Source organism: Klebsiella sp. C360 (genome assembly GCF_048822415.1).
GTDB classification, from domain to species: domain Bacteria; phylum Pseudomonadota; class Gammaproteobacteria; order Enterobacterales; family Enterobacteriaceae; genus Klebsiella; species Klebsiella quasipneumoniae.
In genome coordinates this window covers 516,700-536,408 of the sequence record NZ_JBMEZZ010000001.1, presented here as the reverse complement: position 1 = coordinate 536,408, position 19,709 = coordinate 516,700, and the positions used below count along the sequence as shown (strand labels likewise).

The 19,709-nt window shown below is 60.2% G+C and carries 19 protein-coding genes; 12 read left to right on the top strand and 7 right to left on the bottom strand.

What is annotated here, in order from left to right:
- Window positions 1-24 precede the first annotated feature (24 nt).
- The 9 genes from ACOI7D_RS02770 to ACOI7D_RS02730 all read left to right on the top strand — a co-directional run bounded on the left by ACOI7D_RS02770 (window position 25) and on the right by ACOI7D_RS02730 (window position 9,300).
- Entirely contained in the window at window positions 25-156 is a 132-nt protein-coding gene (locus ACOI7D_RS02770; RefSeq protein ID WP_032428740.1) for a hypothetical protein, read from the top strand.
- Between the two features lie 133 nt (window positions 157-289).
- Window positions 290-1,489, top strand: coding sequence for a lipoprotein-releasing ABC transporter permease subunit LolC (gene lolC, locus ACOI7D_RS02765; protein WP_023289151.1), 1,200 nt, complete (start codon window positions 290-292; stop codon window positions 1,487-1,489).
- The gene (gene lolD, locus ACOI7D_RS02760) at window positions 1,482-2,183 is read left to right on the top strand and encodes a lipoprotein-releasing ABC transporter ATP-binding protein LolD (protein WP_032452447.1); all 702 of its coding nucleotides are present in this window, start codon (window positions 1,482-1,484) and stop codon (window positions 2,181-2,183) included. Before lolC ends, lolD begins: the two co-directional genes overlap by 8 nt.
- A complete protein-coding gene (lolE, locus tag ACOI7D_RS02755) occupies window positions 2,183-3,427 on the top strand; it encodes a lipoprotein-releasing ABC transporter permease subunit LolE (RefSeq protein WP_023289152.1) in 1,245 nt (414 codons plus the stop codon). The genes lolD and lolE overlap by 1 nt, the downstream gene beginning before the upstream one ends.
- A gap of 48 nt (window positions 3,428-3,475) precedes the next feature.
- Window positions 3,476-4,387 (top strand): N-acetylglucosamine kinase, encoded by a 912-nt coding sequence (gene nagK, locus ACOI7D_RS02750; protein ID WP_044522096.1) that lies wholly within the window; start codon window positions 3,476-3,478, stop codon window positions 4,385-4,387.
- 14 nt (window positions 4,388-4,401) lie between these two features.
- Entirely contained in the window at window positions 4,402-5,232 is an 831-nt protein-coding gene (gene cobB / locus ACOI7D_RS02745; protein ID WP_017898959.1) for a Sir2 family NAD+-dependent deacetylase, read from the top strand.
- Between the two features lie 90 nt (window positions 5,233-5,322).
- Window positions 5,323-5,667 carry a hypothetical protein gene (locus tag ACOI7D_RS02740; RefSeq protein ID WP_050534260.1) on the top strand — a complete coding sequence of 115 codons (345 nt, stop codon included), beginning with the start codon at window positions 5,323-5,325 and terminating at the stop codon, window positions 5,665-5,667.
- 283 nt (window positions 5,668-5,950) lie between these two features.
- Window positions 5,951-7,579, top strand: a complete 1,629-nt coding sequence (locus tag ACOI7D_RS02735; protein WP_109547542.1) for a long-chain fatty acid--CoA ligase — start codon at window positions 5,951-5,953, stop codon at window positions 7,577-7,579.
- Window positions 7,576-9,300 carry an aldehyde dehydrogenase family protein gene (locus tag ACOI7D_RS02730; protein WP_109547541.1) on the top strand — a complete coding sequence of 575 codons (1,725 nt, stop codon included), beginning with the start codon at window positions 7,576-7,578 and terminating at the stop codon, window positions 9,298-9,300. Before ACOI7D_RS02735 ends, ACOI7D_RS02730 begins: the two co-directional genes overlap by 4 nt.
- Window positions 9,301-9,345: 45 nt before the next feature.
- On the opposite strand, the gene potD is transcribed toward ACOI7D_RS02730, so the two are convergent.
- The 4 genes from potD to potA are packed head-to-tail and all read right to left on the bottom strand — an operon-like array spanning window position 9,346 to window position 13,148.
- Window positions 9,346-10,392: a spermidine/putrescine ABC transporter substrate-binding protein PotD gene (gene potD / locus ACOI7D_RS02725; RefSeq protein WP_023289157.1), complete on the bottom strand. Its 1,047-nt coding sequence runs from the start codon at window positions 10,390-10,392 to the stop codon at window positions 9,346-9,348.
- On the bottom strand, window positions 10,389-11,174 hold the full coding sequence (potC, locus tag ACOI7D_RS02720) for a spermidine/putrescine ABC transporter permease PotC (RefSeq protein WP_004150813.1): 786 nt from the start codon (window positions 11,172-11,174) through the stop codon (window positions 10,389-10,391). Before potC ends, potD begins: the two co-directional genes overlap by 4 nt.
- A complete protein-coding gene (gene potB / locus ACOI7D_RS02715; RefSeq protein ID WP_004150812.1) occupies window positions 11,171-12,028 on the bottom strand; it encodes a spermidine/putrescine ABC transporter permease PotB in 858 nt (285 codons plus the stop codon). Before potB ends, potC begins: the two co-directional genes overlap by 4 nt.
- On the bottom strand, window positions 12,012-13,148 hold the full coding sequence (gene potA, locus ACOI7D_RS02710) for a spermidine/putrescine ABC transporter ATP-binding protein PotA (RefSeq protein ID WP_032452454.1): 1,137 nt from the start codon (window positions 13,146-13,148) through the stop codon (window positions 12,012-12,014). The genes potB and potA overlap by 17 nt, the downstream gene beginning before the upstream one ends.
- 257 nt (window positions 13,149-13,405) lie before the next feature.
- Between potA and pepT the strand changes: the two genes are divergently transcribed.
- Window positions 13,406-14,638, top strand: a complete 1,233-nt coding sequence (pepT, locus tag ACOI7D_RS02705; RefSeq protein ID WP_023289160.1) for a peptidase T — start codon at window positions 13,406-13,408, stop codon at window positions 14,636-14,638.
- Between the two features lie 139 nt (window positions 14,639-14,777).
- Here the strand turns inward: pepT and ACOI7D_RS02700 are convergent, their stop codons facing one another.
- The 3 genes from ACOI7D_RS02700 to phoP form a co-directional block, all read right to left on the bottom strand.
- On the bottom strand, window positions 14,778-15,899 hold the full coding sequence (locus ACOI7D_RS02700) for a cupin domain-containing protein (protein WP_004206634.1): 1,122 nt from the start codon (window positions 15,897-15,899) through the stop codon (window positions 14,778-14,780).
- Window positions 15,900-15,984: 85 nt separating this feature from the next.
- On the bottom strand, window positions 15,985-17,451 hold the full coding sequence (gene phoQ, locus ACOI7D_RS02695; RefSeq protein ID WP_004206635.1) for a two-component system sensor histidine kinase PhoQ: 1,467 nt from the start codon (window positions 17,449-17,451) through the stop codon (window positions 15,985-15,987).
- Window positions 17,451-18,122 carry a two-component system response regulator PhoP gene (gene phoP, locus ACOI7D_RS02690; protein WP_004206636.1) on the bottom strand — a complete coding sequence of 224 codons (672 nt, stop codon included), beginning with the start codon at window positions 18,120-18,122 and terminating at the stop codon, window positions 17,451-17,453. Before phoP ends, phoQ begins: the two co-directional genes overlap by 1 nt.
- A gap of 281 nt (window positions 18,123-18,403) precedes the next feature.
- Between phoP and ACOI7D_RS02685 the strand changes: the two genes are divergently transcribed.
- Window positions 18,404-19,210 (top strand): AraC family transcriptional regulator, encoded by an 807-nt coding sequence (locus tag ACOI7D_RS02685; RefSeq protein WP_109547540.1) that lies wholly within the window; start codon window positions 18,404-18,406, stop codon window positions 19,208-19,210.
- Between the two features lie 83 nt (window positions 19,211-19,293).
- Window positions 19,294-19,656, top strand: coding sequence for a cupin domain-containing protein (locus ACOI7D_RS02680; protein ID WP_109547539.1), 363 nt, complete (start codon window positions 19,294-19,296; stop codon window positions 19,654-19,656).
- Window positions 19,657-19,709 lie beyond the last annotated feature (53 nt).

The following is a 19,709-nucleotide window of genomic DNA, read 5'->3' as shown; positions in this document are numbered from 1 at the left end:
CTCTTAGGGATTCGCTCTGCCGATATGGAGGGCAACTCGCTGATATTCAATAGTGAGATTATCCGCGATTGGTCTGGATTCGCCAACCCGAATTGCCATCGCGTGTTGAGTGAAGAAAGGTCAGCGCTGTCGATAAGCGTAAAGATTAATAAGTAAGTACTTATCTATCCGTTTGTATTTGCTTGATTTTTAGGATTATTGCTAATAAAGTCGTCAGGTATCAGTCATTTACGCTGCCCCTAATCGCTTATATACTCGGGAATCGGCTATCAGCAACCAGATGGATGACATGTACCAACCTGCCGCACTCTTTATCGGCCTGCGCTATATGCGCGGGCGCGCAGCCGACCGCTTCGGTCGTTTCGTCTCCTGGCTTTCCACCATCGGTATTACCCTCGGCGTCATGGCGCTGGTGACGGTCCTGTCGGTGATGAACGGCTTTGAACGCGAACTGCAAAACAACATCCTGGGGCTGATGCCCCAGGCCATTCTTAGCGCCAAACAGGGTTCGGTGAATCCCCAACAGCTGCCGGAGCGCGAGGCGAAACTCCAGGGCGTCACCCGCGTGGCGCCGATCACCACCGGCGACGTGGTGCTGCAGAGCGCGCGCAGCGTGGCGGTCGGCGTGATGCTGGGCATCGACCCGGCGCAGAACGATCCCCTGACACCGTACCTGGTGAACGTCAAACAGAGCGATCTGCAGGCGGGCAAATATAACGTGATTCTCGGCGAGCAGCTGGCGGGCCAGCTGGGGGTGAATCGCGGCGATAAAATTCGCGTGATGGTCCCCTCCGCCAGCCAGTTTACGCCGATGGGGCGCGTGCCGAGCCAGCGTCTGTTTACAGTCATCGGCACCTTCGCCGCCAACAGCGAAGTCGATGGTTATCAGATGCTGACCAACATCGACGATGCTTCCCGTTTGATGCGCTATCCGCTGGGGAATATCACCGGCTGGCGCCTGTGGCTGGATAAACCGCTGCAAGTGGATACCCTCAGCCAGCAGACGCTGCCGTCGGGCACCCAGTGGCAGGACTGGCGCGAGCGCAAGGGCGAACTGTTCCAGGCGGTGCGTATGGAGAAAAATATGATGGGCCTGCTGCTCAGCCTGATCGTCGCCGTCGCGGCCTTCAATATTATTACCTCGCTGGGGATGATGGTGATGGAGAAGCAGGGCGAAGTGGCGATCCTGCAGACCCAGGGGCTGACGCCGCGACAGATTATGGCCGTCTTTATGGTGCAGGGCGCCAGCGCCGGGATCGTCGGCGCGCTGCTGGGAGCCGTGCTTGGCGCGCTGCTGGCCAGCCAGTTGAATAATTTAATGCCGATCATCGGCGCCTTCCTTGACGGCGCGGCGCTGCCGGTGGCGATTGAGCCGCTGCAGGTCGTCGTGATCGCCCTGGTGGCGATGGCGCTGGCATTGTTGTCTACGTTGTACCCTTCCTGGCGCGCTGCCGCCACTCAACCCGCTGAGGCTTTACGTTATGAATAAGATCCTGCTGCAATGCGACAACCTGTGCAAACGCTATCAGGAAGGCAATGTGCAAACCGATGTCCTGCACAATGTCAGCTTCAGCATTGATGAAGGCGAGATGATGGCCATCGTCGGCACCTCCGGCTCCGGTAAAAGTACCCTGCTGCATCTGCTGGGCGGCCTCGATACGCCCACCTCTGGCGACGTGATTTTCTCCGGCCAGCCGATGAGCAAGCTCTCTACCGCCGCGCGCGCCGACCTGCGCAACCGCGAGCTGGGCTTTATCTATCAGTTCCACCATCTGCTGCCGGACTTTAGCGCGCTGGAAAACGTGGCGATGCCGCTGCTGATTGGCAAAAAGAAGCCGGCGGACATTGAACGTCAGGCGAAAGCGATGCTGCATGCGGTCGGGCTTGAACACCGCAGCCATCACCGTCCGTCGGAGCTCTCCGGCGGCGAACGCCAGCGGGTGGCGATTGCCCGCGCGCTGGTGAACAAGCCGCGGCTGGTATTGGCGGATGAGCCGACCGGTAACCTCGACGCCCGCAACGCCGACAGCATCTTCCAGCTGCTGGGCGAACTGAACCTCGCGCAGCGCACCGCGTTTCTGGTGGTGACCCACGACCTGCAGCTGGCGAAGCGGATGAGCCGCCAGCTGGAGATGCGCGATGGCCGCCTGACCGCCGATCTGACCCTGATGGGGGCCGAGTAATGGCCTCTCCGTTATCGTTATTAATTGCATTGCGTTTCAGCCGCGGCCGGCGGCGCGGCGGCATGGTGTCGCTGATCTCGGTGATCTCCACCATCGGTATTGCGCTGGGGGTGGCGGTGCTGATCGTCGGTCTCAGCGCGATGAACGGCTTTGAGCGCGAGCTGAACCACCGCGTGCTGGCGGTGGTGCCGCACGGTGAAATCGAACCCGTGAACCAGCCGTGGAATAACTGGCAGGAGGCGCTGGCGAAGGTGCAGAAGGTGAAGGGGATTGTCGCGGCGGCGCCCTATATTAACTTCACCGGCCTGGTGGAGAGCGGCAGCAATATGCGCGCCATCCAGGTGAAAGGGGTCGACCCGCAGCAGGAAACCCGGCTCAGCGCGCTGCCCACCTTTGTGCAGAATAACGCGTGGGCCGGCTTCAAGGCCGGCGAACAGCAGGTGATTCTGGGTAAAGGCGTCGCCGATGCCCTGCACGTGAAGCAGGGGGACTGGGTGTCGATCATGATCCCTAACGCCGACGCCGACCATCAACTGCTGCAGCCGAAACGCGTCAGGCTGCATGTGACCGGTATTTTACAGCTGAGCGGCCAGCTCGATCATAGTTTTGCCATGATCCCGATGCAGGATGCGCAGCAGTACCTGGAGATGGGCGGCAGCGTGACCGGCATCGCCATCAAGGTCACCGACGTTTTCCATGCTAACAAGCTGGTGCGCGACGCCGGCGAGGTGACCAACAGCTACGTCTACATCAAGAGCTGGATTGGCACCTACGGCTATATGTATCGCGATATCCAGATGATCCGCGCCATTATGTACCTGGCGATGGTACTGGTGATCGGCGTGGCCTGCTTCAACATCGTCTCGACGCTGGTGATGGCGGTCAAAGACAAAAGCGGCGATATTGCGGTGCTGCGCACGCTTGGCGCAAAAGACGGCTTAATTCGCGCGATTTTCGTGTGGTATGGTTTATTAGCCGGATCGGTAGGCAGCCTGTTCGGGGTGGTGATCGGCGTGATCTGCGCGTTGAATCTGACGTCAATCATCAACGGCATCGAATACCTGATTGGGCATAAATTCCTCTCCGGCGACATCTATTTTATTGACTTCCTGCCGTCTGAACTGCACTGGCTGGACGTCTTTTATGTGCTGGTGACAGCACTGTTGCTGAGTTTGCTGGCCAGCTGGTATCCCGCCCGCCGCGCCAGCCGTATCGACCCGGCGAGGGTGCTGAGTGGCCAGTAATTTATCGTCATCGTCGGCCTGGCTGACGACACAAGAGGAATTGCTGAAATGTACTATGGATTTGACATTGGCGGCAGCAAGATAGCGCTGGGTGTATTTAATCAGGAGCGGCGGCTGCAGTGGGAAAAACGCGTCGCCACGCCGAAAAGCAGTTATGAGGATTTTCTCCAGGCGGTGGAGGCGCTGGTCCGCGAGGCCGATGCGCGCTTCGACCGGCAGGGGACGGTTGGGATCGGTATCCCGGGGATGCCGGAAACGGCGGACGGCACGCTGTATGCCGCTAACGTGCCTGCCGCCAGCGGCCGGCCGCTGCGCGCCGACCTCAGCGCGCGGCTGGGGCGCGATGTGCGCCTCGATAATGACGCCAATTGCTTCGCGCTGTCGGAAGCGTGGGACGATGAGTTTACGCAATACCCGCTGGTGATGGGGCTGATCCTCGGCACCGGCGTGGGCGGCGGCCTGGTGTTGAACGGTAAATCGATTACCGGACATAGCTATATCACCGGCGAGTTTGGTCATATTCGTCTGCCGGTGGATGCCCTGGAGGTGGTCGGGCGTGATTTTCCGCTGCTTCGCTGCGGCTGCGGCCAGCTGGGCTGCATTGAAAATTATCTCTCCGGCCGCGGTTTCGCCTGGCTGTATGAACATTTTTATCAGCAACCGCTTACCTCGCCGGAGATTGTGGCGCAGTGGCAGCAGCACGATCCGCGCGCCCAGGCGCATGTAGAGCGCTATCTCGATCTGCTGGCGGTGTGTCTGGGAAATATACTGACCATTGTCGACCCGGATTTGCTGGTGCTCGGCGGTGGATTATCTAACTTTACGGCCATTAGCGAAGGGCTGGCGCAGCGATTGCCGCGCCATCTTCTGCCGGTCGCCAGGGTACCGCGCATTGAGCGCGCGCGCCACGGCGATGCCGGGGGAATGCGCGGTGCGGCCTTCCTTCATCTGAGCCATTAACCACAGAGGTAGCTATGCAGTCGCGCCGTTTACATCGATTGAGCCGTTTTCGTCGCAATAAACGTCAGTTGCGTGACCGTCTGCGTCAGCGGATTTTCTTTAGGGAGGACAGGATGAAGCCTGAAGCGATGGCCAAACCGAGAGTGGTGGTGTTAACCGGCGCGGGCATATCGGCGGAGTCGGGGATCAAAACTTTCCGCGCGGCCGATGGCCTGTGGGAAGAGCATCGGGTGGAAGATGTGGCGACGCCGGAAGGCTTCGCCCGCGACCCGGCGCTGGTGCAGGCGTTCTACAACGCCCGCCGTCGTCAGCTGCAGAGTCCGGAGATCGCGCCGAACGCGGCGCATCTGGCGCTGGCGCGTCTGGAGGATCTGCTGGGCGACCATTTTCTGCTGGTCACCCAGAATATCGATAATCTGCACGAACGCGCCGGCAACCGCCGGGTGATCCATATGCACGGCGAGCTGCTGAAGGTGCGCTGTTCGTGGAGCGGCCAGGTGCTGGAGTGGACCGGGGACGTCACCGCAGAGGACAAATGCCACTGCTGCCAGTTCCCGGCGGCGCTGCGTCCGCACGTGGTCTGGTTTGGCGAAATGCCGCTGGGGATGGACGAGATCTACAGCGCGCTGGCCGAAGCGGATATCTTTATCGCCATCGGCACCTCCGGCCACGTCTATCCGGCGGCCGGCTTTGTGCACGAGGCGCGACTGCACGGCGCCCATACCGTTGAACTGAACCTCGAGCCCAGCCAGGTGGGCAGCGAGTTTGCCGAAAAGCACTACGGGCTGGCAAGCGAAGTGGTACCCGCCTTTATCGATAAGCTGCTGCAGGAAAACGCGCTGTAAACTGAATCAGCCTGCCGGGGGGCAGGGCGACGCCCACCGCTTCCGGCAGCGCTGTTGACAAGGATGTCACGTCATGACAGGAGTCAGACCATGCATCATCCCCTGGTCATTGCATCGATCGCCTTGATCGCGTCCATTATCGTCGGCATCTGGAGCCAGCGTGCGCTACCTGAATACGCCGATAGCCGACCGATCCTCTTCCTGCTGTGCCTGTTGATCGGCACCGGCAGCGCGTTGTGCCTGCTGCTGGATGGCTTAGCCCTGCTGTTTACCGGTCAGGTCGCGACGGGCGGTGTGCGGGTATACGGCCCCATGCTGCTGCTGGTGGTGCTGTGGAAACCCCTCAACGGGCTCTTCGGCATCATTGAAGATTTTGTGCAACGGCGAGCCGAAAAAGGGAAGGACAAAGGCCAGCCCGACGATGGGCGACGCTGAGCCGCTTTCCTCTGAAGCGCGCATCACGTACTCCAGGCTATCGTCAGTCCCCGGCAGTCGCTCTGGCGATATCGCCCGGACCGGCGCCGGGCAATGCCCTTCATCATATCATTCTCGGCTTCTCCTTTCTGAGCGATTACCCGCGATAATTTTGTGCGTGACCGCTGATTTCCGTACGTTTTTTTGTGCAGACCGGCAAATGTAGACCAGATTCAATAGGCGTCCGCACGTTCGCGCCGCGACCCTGTTCCCCCGCCCGGAAGTCTGTAAAGGAGACCCCGCCATGCCGTCACCGATGATTTATCAGGATCTCACTACCACCGCGCTGCTCAGCCATGCGGCGCAATACCACAGCGAGACGGAGATCGTCTCGGTGGGCGCCGGCGGTGAGAAGGAGCGCAGCAGCTGGGGGGAAATGGCCAGCCGCGCTCAGCGGCTGGCATCGGCGCTGGCGTCGCTGGGGCTGCCGCTGGGCGCCCGCTGCGCCACCCTCGCATGGAACAATCGCCGCCACCTGGAGATCTATTTTGCCGTCGCCTCCGGCGGCTGGGTGACGCACACCGTCAATCCGCGGCTGTCGGTTGACCATCTGCGGTATATCCTCAACGACGCTGCCGACGAGGTGCTGTTCTTTGACCAGACCTTTTTGCCGCTGGTGGCGCAGCTCCTGCCGCAGCTGCCGACGGTGAAACACGTCGTGCTGATGGCGCCCCGCAGCGAAGCGGCGCTCAGCCAGCTGCCCTCATTGCTGTTTTTTGACGAACTGTTGCAGCAGGGGATGGCAGACTATCGCTGGCCGCCGCTCAATGAACTGACGCCGGCCTCGCTCTGCTACACCTCGGGGACCACCGGCCGACCGAAAGGGGTGTTGAATACCCATCGTTCGCTGGTCCTGCATGCCCTGAGCGGCAATCAGCCGGACGCCGCCGGGATCTCGGCCAGGGATAGCCTGTTGCCGGTGGTGCCGATGTTCCATGTCAACGCGTGGGGGACGCCGTTTATCGCCGCCATGGTCGGCGCGCGGCTGGTGCTGCCGGGGCCGCACCTCGATGGCGACAGCCTGCTGCAGCTGCTGGCCGCCGAGAAGGTGACGGTGGCGTTCGGCGTGCCGGTGATCTGGGCCGGTCTGTTGGCGGCGATGCGGCGGTCGGACATGCGGCTGCCTGATTTTAAACGTGCGTTTGTCGGGGGCTCCGCGCTGCCGCCGTCGATGATGGAGGCCTTTCAGCACGATTACGGCATTACGCTGATCCACGCCTGGGGAATGACCGAAACATCGCCCATCGGCACCATTAACACGCTGTTGAGCAAACATGACGCACTCCCGGCGCCGGAGCAGCAAAAACAGCGTACCGGTCAGGGGCGGCCTATTTTTGGCATCGAGCTACAGGTGGTGGATGTCGAGGGCGACCCACTGCCCATGGACGGTCAAAGTCAGGGATATCTGCAGGTCAGAGGGCACTGGGTGGTGGAGCAGTACTATGGTCAGGACGAAAGCGCCCTGACCGCGGCAGGCTGGTTTGATACCGGCGATATCGGTACGCTCGACGCCAATGGTTATCTGGTGATCAGCGATCGGGCAAAGGATATCATCAAGTCCGGCGGCGAGTGGATCTCCACCGTTGAGCTGGAGAATATCGCCATCGCGCATCAGGCGGTGCGCAGCGCGGCGGCCATCGCCGCCCGCCACCCGCGCTGGGACGAGCGGCCGGTGCTGCTGTGCGTTCGCGTGGAAGGGGGCGAAGTGGAAGAGAGCGATCTGCTGGCCTGGTTTGAGAAACGGGTGCCCAAATGGCAGATCCCGGACCGGGTGATATTTGTCGATGCGCTACCGGTCAGCGCCACGGGCAAGATGCTCAAGAATCAGCTGCGCCAGGCCTATGGAGAGATTTTAATGAGTGAGGGAAAATGAGCCACGCGCGACCCGGTCTGACGACCTGCTCTCAGTATGACGCAGCGCTGCACGCCTTGTCGGCGGCGCGCCAGCGCTGGGCGGAGACTTCAGTGAATCGTCGTCTGGCGCTCCTGCGCCAGATCAAGGATGCCCTGGCTTCAATTGCTCCTGCGTGGGTGGAGGCGGCGGCGAGGGCCAAAGGACTACCGCCAGGCGATCCGCTGACGGGCGAAGAGTGGCTGGCAGGCCCCTGCGCGCTGATGGTCGGCTGCAACGGGCTTATCGCCACCCTGGAGCAGCTGGAGGAGAAAACCTTTCTCCGGCGGATCCCGCTGCGGACGCTGGCGGACGGCCGTCTGGCGCTGCGGGTAGTGCCCGGCACGCTCTGGGATCGACTGTTGCTGTCTGGTGTTCGCGCTGAAATTTGGATGCAGCCGGGGGTCACCCGGGCCAATCTCGATCGCTGCGCGGCAGCCGCATACGATATCCCGCCGGCCGCGCGGCAGGGCAAGCTGGCGCTGGTGCTCGGCGCCGGGAATGTGGCCGCTATCGCGCCGCTGGACGTATTACACAAACTGTTTATTGAAAATCAGGTCTGCCTGCTGAAGCTCAACCCGGTGAATGATTATCTGCACGATCTGCTGGCTCAGGCTCTGGCGCCGCTGATCGCCATGGATGCGCTCCGCATCGTCACCGGCGACGCCCAGGCGGGGGCGTGGCTGACCACCCATCCCGCTGTCGATGAGATCCATATCACCGGCTCGCGGGAGAGCCATGACGCTATCGTCTGGGGCGATGGTGAGGCGGCTCGCCAGCGTCGGGCCGCCGGGACGCCGCTGAACCCGCGTCGGGTGACCTCGGAGCTGGGCGGCGTCAGCCCTACCATTATCGTCCCCGGTCCGTGGAGCGAGGCGGATATCGCTTTTCAGGCGCAGCAGCTGGCGACGCAGAAGATGAACAATGGCGGGTTTAACTGCGTGGCCAGCCAGGTGCTGATCCTGCAGCAGGGCTGGGAGCCGGCGTCGGCCCTGCTTAGTCAGCTGTACCGGCTGATCGCCGCCAATACCCGTCCGGACTATTACCCCGGCGCGGAAAACCGGCTGACTGACTTTCGCCTGCGCGCCCGTCAGCCGCTGGAGATAGCCCGCGGCGACGCGCTGCCGTTGATTGTGGCGAACACCGAGGATGATCCGGACTTCTGCCAGCAGGAGGTCTTTGGCCCGGGGCTGTCGATCACCCGCCTTGAGGCCGACAGCGCGGAAAGCTTTTTGCGCCAGGCGATCGGCTATGCCAATCAGCGGCTGCAGGGCACGCTGGGGGCCAATATTGTGATCCACCCGCGCACCCGCAAGGCGATTGGGCGTAAGCGTTTTAACGCGCTGATCGCCGAGCTGCGCTATGGCACGGTGGCGATCAACTGCTGGAGCGGGGTGGCCTTCCTGTTAGCTCCCTGCCCGTGGGGGGCGTTTCCCGGCCACAGGCTCGACGATATTCAGAGCGGGCAGGGCAAGGTGCATAACAGCTTTATGCTGGAGAAAACCGAGCGCACGGTGATTGAGGCGCCGTTTCGGCCGTTTCCGCGCAGTCTGTGGCATGGCGAACTGACGCTGATGCCCCTGCCGCCCTGGTTTATTACTCACCGGGGGCAGGAAGCGGTGGCGCAGCGGCTAGTGGATTTTTACCATCGGCCGCGCTGGCGCAAGCTGCCGGCGATCCTCTGGCGCGCGCTGAGGGGCTAAAGTGAGGACAAAAAAAGGGCGGAACCGCGGTTCCGCCCGGCGGGATTAGCGGCCCGCTTTCAGCTTCTGGTAATACTCTTCATAAATAGCGCTGGCGCTGCCGACGTCATTTTGCCATTCGCCTTTCTCGATGGTGGCGGCGTCCGGATAGAGCGATTTATCGTTGGCCACGGCCGGGCTGAGCATTTTGCGCGCCGCCAGGTTTGGCGTGGGGTAGCCGATGGTTTCCGCGACCTGCTTGGCGACATCCGGGCGTAGCAGGAAGTTAATCAGCTTCAGCGCGCCGTCGACGTTTTTCGCATTTGCCGGGATCGACAGGCTGTCCATCCAGAAGATGCCGCCTTCTTTCGGCCAGATCACTTCCAGCGGCGTACCGGCCTGGCGGGCGACGTAAGCCGAACCGTTCCATACCATGCCGAGGTTCACTTCGCCTTCCATATACGGGTTCGCCGGGTTATCGGAGTTAAACGCCGCGACGTTGGGCATCAGTTTTTTCAGCTCGTTATAGGCGGCTTCAATCTCTTTCGGGTCGGTCGTGTTGCCGGAATAGCCCAGCTTACGCAGCGCTATCTGGAACACTTCGCGCGCGTCGTCGGTCAGCAGCAGGCTGCTTTTGTATTCCGGCTTCCACAGGTCGGCCCAGCTGGTGACGGTTTTCGGATCGATAGCGTCGCTGTTGACGCCGATGGCCGTCGCCCCCCAGATGTAGGGGATGGAGTAGTCGTTATTCGGGTCGAACGGTTTGTTCAGCATCTGCGGATCGAGGTTGCTGAAGTTAGTCAGCTTGCTCTTATCGATCTTCTGCAGCATGCCTTCTTTACGCATCTTGTCGACGAAGTAGGTCGACGGGACGACCAGGTCGTACGCCCCGTCTTTATAGGTCTTGAGCTTGGCGTACATGGTTTCGTTCGACTCGTAGGTCGAGTAGATAACCTTGATGCCGGTCTCTTTGGTGAACTGCTCCAGCAGGCCCGGCGGCACATATTCGGTCCAGTTGTAGAAGTAGAGCGTTTTGCTGTCGTCCGCGTGGGCGGCGCTCATGCCGATTGCCAGAGCGCCCGCCGCGAGCAGGTGGCGTGACCATTTTTTCATTTTAACGTCCCCTGAGTTTTATCACGTGCAATTAACTGACTGGCGATGACCATCACCAGCGACAGAACCAACAGTATCGTTGCCAGAGCGTTCACCTCTGGCGAAACGCCGACCTTGACCATCGAATAGATCTTCAGCGGCAGGATTTCATACCCCGGACCGGTGACGAACGAGGAGACCACCACGTCATCCATCGATAGCGTGAAGCTCAGCAGCCACCCGGCCGCCACCGCCGGCAGGGCCAGCGGCAGGATGATTTTGCGCAGGATGGTCATCTCGCTGGCGCCCAGATCTTTCGCCGCCTCCAGCATCCGCACATCGAAGCCTTTCAGCCGGGAGTAAACGGTGACCACCACAAACGGCAGGCAAAAGGTGATATGCGAAAACAGCAGCGACCAGAAGCCAAGCTGGACGCCAATCAGCATAAACAGCACCAGCAGGGAGATGGCCATGACAATATCGGGCGACATCATCACCACAAACAGCATGCCGCTAACGAACGGTTTGCCGCGAAAACGGTAGCGGTACAGCGCCACGGCGGTTAGCGAGCCGATAAGGGTGGCGAAGGTCGCCGACAGCACCGCCATGGTCAGCGAGTGCTGGGCGGCCTGCAGCAGGCTATCGTTGTTCATCAGCAGACTATACCAGTCGGTGGTGAACCCCTGCCAGTTGATGCCGAAACGCGACCGGTTAAACGAGTTAACGATCAGAATAATAATAGGGATGTAGAGATACGCGTAGATGGCGGTCATAAAGCCGCCGCGCAGCAGTCGACCGATCATTCCAGCTCCACCTTTTTATTCAGCAGGCGCGCCGCGCGCCAGTAAATCAACAGCATCAGGCCCATCACCAGGGTTAAGGTAATGCTGGTTGCCGCGCCGAACGGCCAGTCGCGAATATTGAGGAACTGGCTCTTGATCACATTGCCGATCAGCAGGTTCTTGGCGCCGCCCATCAGGTCGGAAACGTAGAACAGCCCCATCGCCGGCAACATGACCAGCAGGCAGCCGGCGATGATCCCCGGCATGGTCAGCGGAATGATGATGCGGATAAACGTCTGCAGCTTGCTGGCGCCGAGATCTTTCGCCGCTTCCAGCAGCGGCCGATCCAGTTTCTCAATGCTGGAGTAGAGCGGCATCACCATAAACGGCAGCAGGATGTACACCAGGCCGATAATCACCGCCGACGGGGTGAACATAATGCGTATCGGCGTGTCGATCACTCCCAGCCACAGGAGAAACTCGTTCAGGTAGCCTTTGGTGCTGAGGAAAATCTTCAGCCCGTAGATGCGGATCAATGAGTTGGTCCAGAAGGGAACGATCAGCAGGAACAGCAGCAGGGGCCGCACCTTCTGCGGCAGCCGGGCAAGGAACCACGCAAACGGGTAGCCCAGCGCCAGGCAGGCGAGGGTCGCCAGCAGCGCCATGTTCAGCGAATGCAGCAGCACGTCGTAATAGAGCGGATCCAGCAGCCGCGAGTAGTTGTCCAGCGTGAAGACCAGCTTGACGAAGTTAGCGTCGTCGCGGGTCAGGAAGCTGGTGGCGATGATCATCAGGTTGGGCAGAAAGACAAACAGCACCAGCCAACCGACGATGGTGGCGATCACCACATTCTGGAATTTACTGGTGTTCTTCATCGGCCAGCACCACCTCCCAGCTCTCCACCCAATTGATAGACATTTTCTGGTCAAGAGAGTGGTCGAAATCCGGGTCGTCTTCGTTAAAGAATTCGCTGACCATCACCATTTTGCCGTTTTCCAGCTCCACCACCGACTCGAGGGTCATGCCCTTATAGTTGCGCTCGCGCACATAGCCAATCAGGCCGTCGGCGTCGCTGTTGTGGTGGATCTCATCGACGCGCAGATCTTCCGGGCGCAGCAGGACATGCAGACGCTGGCCGGCCTCCACCGCAAAATTGACGGTGATATTGCATTCACGCCCTTCCACGCTGGCCCGCACGCGCTGTTCGTCGAGGCGTTCAATGACCGTGGCGTCGAAGATATTGATCTCGCCGATAAAGCTGGCGACGAACAGGTTTTTTGGCTCTTCGTAGATCTCGCGCGGGGTGCCGTCCTGTTCGATTTTGCCATCACGCATCACCACGATGCGATCGGACATGGTCAGGGCCTCTTCCTGGTCGTGAGTGACGAAGACGAAGGTGATGCCGAGCTTACGCTGCAGCGCTTTCAGTTCGTTCTGCATCTGCTTGCGCAGCTTGTAATCCAGCGCCGAAAGGGATTCATCGAGCAGCAGCAGGCGCGGTTTGTTGACCACCGCGCGGGCGATGGCCACGCGCTGCTGCTGGCCGCCGGAGAGCTGGTGCGGTTTGCGCTGGGCAAACGTCTCCAGCTGCACCATCTTTAAGGCATCCATCACCCGCGGAGTGATTTCCGCCGCCGGGGTTTTCTGCATCCGCAGGCCGAAGGCGACGTTCTCGAACACCGTCATATGCGGAAACAGGGCGTAGCTTTGGAATACGGTATTAACGTGGCGGTTTTCCGCCGGAACATGAGTGATATCGTGATCTTCGAGATGGATCCGTCCGCTGTCGACGTTTTCCAGGCCGGCGATAAGGCGCAGAACGGTGGTTTTACCGCAGCCAGAGGGGCCAAGCAGGGTGAGAAACTCACCATTGTTGATGGTCAGGTTAAGGTTATCGATGACCGTTTTACCATCAAAGCTTTTGCGAATTCCCGCCAGTTGCACCAGCGGCGAACGCGAACGCGGTTGTATATTCAATTTTTGACTCTGTCCCATGTAGACGCAACGGAAACTTCCGACCGCTGCGGGGTTTGTGATTAACCACCTTTGGGGTTGCACGTTTTTAATAAGGGCCAGCATTCTACGGCAAACGAGGGTAATCGCCAATCCTTGATACGCCTGCATAGTCTACCTTTACACCATAACGTCGGTTCCGTTATTAAATTTCGCTTTACGGGCTAAGAATGACCTGACGCAATATTTGTCTTTTCTGGCTTATCAATAATGTTGTCACAAAAGAAGAGGGTGGCTACATGGATAAATTGCTTGAGCGTTTTTTGCAGTACGTTTCTTTGGACACGCAGTCGAAGCCTGGCGTTCGTCAGGTCCCCAGCACGGAAGGGCAGTGGAAGCTGTTACGCCTGTTGCAGGCGCAGCTGGAAGAAATGGGACTGGTCAAGGTAACGCTGAGTGAAAAAGGGACGGTAATGGGAACCCTGCCCGCCAACGTCGAGGGCGATATCCCGGCCATCGGCTTTATCTCTCACGTTGACACCTCCCCGGATTTCAGCGGCAAAAACGTTAACCCGCAGATTGTCGAAAACTATCGCGGCGGCGATATTGCGCTGGGTATCGGCGATGAGGTGCTCTCCCCGGTGATGTTCCCGGTTCTCCATCAGCTTTTGGGGCAGACGCTGATCACCACCGACGGGAAAACGCTGCTGGGGGCGGACGATAAGGCCGGCATCGCCGAGATCATGACCGCGCTGGCGACCCTGCAGGCGAAAAATATCCCCCACGGCGATATCCGCGTGGCCTTCACCCCCGATGAAGAGGTCGGAAAAGGGGCGAAACATTTCGACGTCGAGGCCTTTGACGCCCGCTGGGCCTATACCGTTGACGGCGGCGGGGTCGGCGAACTGGAGTTTGAAAACTTCAATGCCGCCTCGGTGACCATTAAGATCGTCGGCAACAACGTGCACCCCGGCACTGCGAAAGGGGTGATGGTCAACGCGCTGTCGCTGGCCGCGCGGATTCATGCCGAAGTGCCGGCCGACGAGGCGCCGGAGACTACCGAAGGCTATGAAGGCTTTTATCATCTCACCAGTATCAAAGGCAGCGTCGATCGGGCCGAGATGCACTACATCATCCGCGATTTTGACCGTAAGCACTTCGAGGCGCGCAAGCGCAAGATGATGGAGATCGCCAAAAAGGTGGGCAAGGGGCTGCACCCGGACTGCTATATTGAGCTGGTGATCGAGGACAGTTATTACAACATGCATGAGCAGGTGATCGCCCATCCGCACGTGGTCGATATTGCCCGCCAGGCCATGGTGGACTGCGATATCGAACCGCAGATGAAGCCGATCCGCGGCGGTACCGACGGCGCGCAGCTCTCGTTTATGGGACTGCCATGCCCGAACCTGTTTACCGGCGGCTACAACTATCACGGCAAACATGAGTTTGTCACCCTGGAAGGGATGGAGAAAGCGGTGCAGGTGATCGTGCGTATCGCCGAGCTGACGGCGGCACGAAAAGGGCATTAATCTTCTCAGGCAGCCCGGTAGGGCCGCGAGTCGGACAAGACGCCGGATGGCGGCTAACGCCTTATCCGGCCTACAGTCCAACCGGTGACTGCGGAACCCGTAGGCCCGGCAAGCGCAGCGCCGCCGGGCAGGATGGCACTCAGTCGCCAAAGAACCAGTAGCCGCTGTTGACCAGCGCCGCCAGCATGGCGAGGAAAGAGGGATCTTCCAGCGCATCGCCAAAATGGTCGGCGCGCAGCGTCAGGTGGGTGGCTAAGGCGTCCAGCGCCGGGCGGTGCGGAGAGTTGATCTTCTCGCCATTGACGAACACCTCGCCGTCAATGCGCAGCACCCGCAGGCCGCCCAAGCGTTCCAGGGTATCGCCCTGCTGCAGGGCATCGTAAATTTCATCGGGCTGATACGGCGGCTCCGGCGGCGCGACGTCGAGCTCATGACGCGACTGAGTGATAAACTCGCCGAACCACTGCTTAAAGTGCTCCGGTTGGTTAATCAGCCCCAGCATCATCTCGCGCAGGCGGTCGAGTTCGGCCGGTAAAATATCCGCCGGATGGTCGCGGGAGGGCACGTCCGGATCGGCGTAGCGCTGGCTGCCCAGTTCGCGCTGGAGAACGTAGTCGGCAAAGCCGCTGAACAGCTCGCGGGCATTCGGCGCGCGATAGCCGACCGAATAGTTCAGCGAATTTTCCAGCGAATATCCCTCATGCGGGAATCCTGGCGGAATATAGAGAATATCGCCCGGCTCCATCTCTTCATCGATGATCGCCTCGAAGGGGTCAACCTGCAGCAGGTCCGGATGCGGGCAGTGCTGTTTCATCGGCACTTTTTCCCCGACGCGCCAGCGCCGACGGCCAGTGCCCTGGATGATAAACACATCATACTGATCCAGATGCGGGCCGACGCCGCCGCCCGGTACGGAGAAGGAGATCATCAGGTCGTCGATACGCCAGTCCGGCAGGGCGCGGAACGGGTGCATCAGCGCCGCCGACGGCTCATGCCAGTGGTTAACCGCCTGTACCAGCAGGGACCAGTTGTTTTCGCTCAGGTGATCGTAGCTTTCGAAGGGACCGTGACTGACCTGCCATTTTCCATCCTGATGGCTGACAAGGCGGCTATCGACCTCGCTCTCCATGGCCAGTCCAGCCAGTTCGTCCGGGCTCAGCGGGTCGATAAAATTGGCGAAGCCGCGCTTCAATACCACCGGCCGTTTTTGCCAGTAGCGTTCGATAAAGTCGGGCCAGTTAAGCGTTAATTGATAATCCATATTGATATTCCACTGCAGGTGTCTGATAGGGATTATAACGGATGCGGCGCCCCGGCGATGCAGGCGCCGTGAAAAAACTCAACGATTAACTCTCTTTGTCTTCCATCAGCTGGCGGCCAAACACCACCTCCATGCAGGCGCCGCCGAGCAGGCTCTCGCCGGCGATGATCTCCCCGTCATATTGTTCGACGATTTCCCGGGCGACGGAGAGCCCCACCCCCTGGCCGGGACGCAGAGTATCCGCCCGCTGACCGCGGTCGAAGACCGCGCGGCGCTGGCTCGGCGGGATCCCCGGCCCATCGTCTTCCACCAGAATGTGCAGATGGCTGTCGGTGGTCTGGCGCACGGAAACCTCCACGAACTCCAGACAGTACTTACAGGCGTTATCGAGAACGTTACCCATCACTTCCATAAAATCGTTCTGCTCGCCGACAAAACTGATCTCCGGCGAGATGTCGAGCGAGATATTGACCCCCTTGCGCTGATAAACCTTATTGAGGGCGGAGGTCAGGCTGTCGAGCAGGGGGGCGATCGGGTGCAGCTCCCGGCTCAGCAAGGTGCCGCCGCTGCGCATGCTGGCGCGATGCAGATAGTAACCAATCTGCTGCGAAATACGGCTGATCTGCTCCAGCATCACCGGCTCCGCCTCGTCGACGCTGATCTTCTCGCCGCGCAGCGAGCGCAACGTGCTCTGCATCACCGCCAGCGGCGTTTTCAGGCTGTGGGTGAGATCGGTGAGGGTGGTACGGTATTTGTCATAGCGTTCACGCTCACTGCGAACCAGCCGGTTAAGGTTGCTGACCAGCCGGGTCAGCTCGCGGGTGGTGTTGGGATTGAGCTTCTCGCGGTGATGTTCCTCCAGCTCGCGCACCTCTTTGGCCAGCGACTCGATGGGGCGCAGGCTCCACCAGGCGGCGACCCACAGGAGGGGGATCACCAGCAACAGGTTGGCGGCCAGCACGTAGATAAACCAGCTCCACACCATATAGCTGCGCTTGAGCTCCACCGGGATGGTGTCGACCACCACGATACTGAGCTGGGGCATTTTGCTGGTGGCCGGGTAGAAGTTGATCGCCACCGAGTGGGTCATCTCCGAATCGTCGCCCTGTTCGCGGATGGCGTCCAGCTGTTCCTGAACCTCATGGTTATTGCGCAACAGCATACTGCTGCTGTCGACATCGGCTTCAATTTCATGGAAGCCATTGCGTTTCAGCCAATCCGGTTGAATGCGTTTTGTCAGCCAGGGGACATCGCGCTGCGCCCACAGCAGTTTGCCCTTCTCATCGTAAATAAGGGTCACCGTCGGGCTTTCCATATTCAGATTTTCCGGGATATCGACGTCAATGGCGCCGTTCTCCCATTTGGCCAGCATATAAAAGAGATTGCTCTCGCCGCGCAGCAGACGGAAGGTGGTTTTATCGAAGCTGACGCTGTAGCCCACCAGCGCCACCATGCCATAAGCCAGGGAGAGCACCAGCACCACCCCGGCGGTCGCCAGCAGGAAGCGAACCCGTAACGACAGCGGGAAAATATGCCGCAACAGTCCCTTCATCAGCGCAGTTCGAACAGATAGCCCTGGCCGCGCACCGTGGTGATGACGTCCTGCGGGTATTCAGCCTGAATTTTCTTACGCAGCCGGCCCATCAGCACGTCGATGGTATGGCTTTCACGCAGTTCGGCATCCGGGTAAAGCTGGAGCATCAGCGAATCCTTACTGACCACTTTGCCGCGATTGCGGATCAGGGTTTCCATAATGGTGTACTCAAAAGCCGTCAGCTTGATCGGCTGGTCGTTCACCGACAGCTCGCGCCGGGAGAGGTCGACCTGGAACGGCGGCAGAGAGATCACCTGCGAGGCCAGGCCGCTATTGCGGCGCAGCAGCGCCTGCATGCGGGCGGCAACCTCTTCAATATGGAAAGGCTTGGTGACGTAATCATCCGCCCCGGCGCTCAGCACTTCGACTTTATCCTGCCAACCTTCGCGGGCGGTCAGCACCAGCACCGGCAGTGACACGTCGTGGCTGCGCCAGCGGCGGATCAACGATAATCCATCTTCGTCCGGCAGACCGAGATCGACGATGGCGATATCCGGGAGATGTTCGCCCAGATAGTAATCCGCTTCCTTGGCATCCTCTGCGGCATCGACCTGATGGCCCAGCTCCTGTAGCTGAACTTTGAGGTGGTGACGCAGCAGGGCATTATCCTCAACCACGAGTACGCGCATGGCTGTTCTCCCTTGCAATTTCGAAAGTAGTCTGACGCTTATTATATACGCAAAATATAAACAGCTGTTAAATAAAGCTTTTTATACAAACGGCATGCAGCATCGCCGGGCAGGTCGGCGTTGGGCGGCGCCTTTTGCGCACGGGCATGGAACTCCTTCATTCTATGCGTATTTTCAGCAAACGCCCAGCGGCAGGGCGCGGGCAGCGGCGGGTTGGTGATGTTAATTTTTTGTGTAATAGTGCTGGAATTATCCCTCAATGACGCCGCAGGTTATCCATTATGTCTCAGCAGCAGAGCGCGGACTGGGTCAGGCTGGCGCAGTCGCCCAGTCGGACGGAGCGCATCGAAGCCTTCTTCGGCGGCCACGGCTATGAGCCGCACCGGCATGACACCTACGCCATCGGCCAGACGATCGCCGGCGTGCAGAGCTTTCACTATCGCGGCGGGCTACAGCACAGTCTGCCCGGCGGGACGATGGTCCTTCACCCGGACGAAATACACGATGGCGAGGCGGGCACTGAGGCGGGGTTTCACTACCGCATGGCCTATATCGAACCCGCTCAGATCCAGAAGATACTCGGCGGCAGGCCATTGCCGTTTATCCCCGGCGGCCTGTCGGCGGATCCACGGCTACGTCGCGCCGCGCAACCGCTGTTGAAAGCGGTCACGGCTACCTTCGAGCCGCTGGAGGAAGAGGACGCCCTGTACGACCTGGCGCAGACCCTGGCCGTGGTCGGCGGGCAGCGTTCCCGTCGCCAGGCGTTTGATTATCAGGCGGCGGAGAGGGCCCGGGAGTATATCCATGCCTGTTTTATGCAGGATATGACCCTCGACATCCTGTCGCAGGTCAGCGGCCGGGACCGCTGGAGCCTGAGCCGCGATTTCAGAACGCTGTACGGCACCAGTCCGTGGCGATACGTCATGATGCGCCGGCTCGATTTTTGTCGCCAGCGGATGCGCGCCGGGGAGCGTCTGGTGGATATTGCCGCCGAGGCGGGCTTTGCCGACCAGAGCCACATGACGCGCCAGTTTATCAGCCGCTTTGGCCTCTCTCCGGGGCGCTGGCTGCGGGCGATCCGCGGCTAAGGCGGCGCAGGTTGCACAATCGTTCAAGCGTGACCGCGGCGCGGCGAACTATGCTGACTGCCTTTATCACAAGGAGACAGCCTATGTATCAACTCGTTAATCTTGCTCATAAATTTTCCCTGTTCAGCGAACAATGGCAGCCCAAAGTGGTGGCCGAAATGAACGACTATCAGTTCAAGATCGTGCGCATCGCCGGCGACTTTATCTGGCACAGCCATCCGGAAACCGATGAGACGCTGATGGTGGTGGAGGGGGTATTGCGCGTGGACTTCCGCGACGGACATGTGCTGGTGAAGGCCGGGGAGATGATCGTCGTGCCGCGCGGGGTGGAACATAAGACCTCGGCGGAGATGGAAGCGAAGCTGCTGCTGATTGAACCGCGCGGGGTGCTGAATACCGGCCACGAGGGCGGCGAGCGGACGGCGGTGAACGACGGCTGGATCTGATCGCCTTCCGGCGATAAAACGCCCCTCTTTCCGGCGGAAAGAGGGGCAGGGCG

Bases quoted from the DNA above. Each gene is read 5' to 3' on its own strand.
- ACOI7D_RS02770 (WP_032428740.1), top strand. From the start codon at position 25: ATGGAGGGCAACTCGCTGATATTCAATAGTGAGATTATCCGCGATTGG.
- lolC (WP_023289151.1), top strand. From the start codon at position 290: ATGTACCAACCTGCCGCACTCTTTATCGGCCTGCGCTATATGCGCGGG.
- lolD (WP_032452447.1), top strand. From the start codon at position 1,482: ATGAATAAGATCCTGCTGCAATGCGACAACCTGTGCAAACGCTATCAG.
- lolE (WP_023289152.1), top strand. From the start codon at position 2,183: ATGGCCTCTCCGTTATCGTTATTAATTGCATTGCGTTTCAGCCGCGGC.
- nagK (WP_044522096.1), top strand. From the start codon at position 3,476: ATGTACTATGGATTTGACATTGGCGGCAGCAAGATAGCGCTGGGTGTA.
- cobB (WP_017898959.1), top strand. From the start codon at position 4,402: ATGCAGTCGCGCCGTTTACATCGATTGAGCCGTTTTCGTCGCAATAAA.
- ACOI7D_RS02740 (WP_050534260.1), top strand. From the start codon at position 5,323: ATGCATCATCCCCTGGTCATTGCATCGATCGCCTTGATCGCGTCCATT.
- ACOI7D_RS02735 (WP_109547542.1), top strand. From the start codon at position 5,951: ATGCCGTCACCGATGATTTATCAGGATCTCACTACCACCGCGCTGCTC.
- ACOI7D_RS02730 (WP_109547541.1), top strand. From the start codon at position 7,576: ATGAGCCACGCGCGACCCGGTCTGACGACCTGCTCTCAGTATGACGCA.
- potD (WP_023289157.1), bottom strand. From the start codon at position 10,392: ATGAAAAAATGGTCACGCCACCTGCTCGCGGCGGGCGCTCTGGCAATC.
- potC (WP_004150813.1), bottom strand. From the start codon at position 11,174: ATGATCGGTCGACTGCTGCGCGGCGGCTTTATGACCGCCATCTACGCG.
- potB (WP_004150812.1), bottom strand. From the start codon at position 12,028: ATGAAGAACACCAGTAAATTCCAGAATGTGGTGATCGCCACCATCGTC.
- potA (WP_032452454.1), bottom strand. From the start codon at position 13,148: ATGGGACAGAGTCAAAAATTGAATATACAACCGCGTTCGCGTTCGCCG.
- pepT (WP_023289160.1), top strand. From the start codon at position 13,406: ATGGATAAATTGCTTGAGCGTTTTTTGCAGTACGTTTCTTTGGACACG.
- ACOI7D_RS02700 (WP_004206634.1), bottom strand. From the start codon at position 15,899: ATGGATTATCAATTAACGCTTAACTGGCCCGACTTTATCGAACGCTAC.
- phoQ (WP_004206635.1), bottom strand. From the start codon at position 17,451: ATGAAGGGACTGTTGCGGCATATTTTCCCGCTGTCGTTACGGGTTCGC.
- phoP (WP_004206636.1), bottom strand. From the start codon at position 18,122: ATGCGCGTACTCGTGGTTGAGGATAATGCCCTGCTGCGTCACCACCTC.
- ACOI7D_RS02685 (WP_109547540.1), top strand. From the start codon at position 18,404: ATGTCTCAGCAGCAGAGCGCGGACTGGGTCAGGCTGGCGCAGTCGCCC.
- ACOI7D_RS02680 (WP_109547539.1), top strand. From the start codon at position 19,294: ATGTATCAACTCGTTAATCTTGCTCATAAATTTTCCCTGTTCAGCGAA.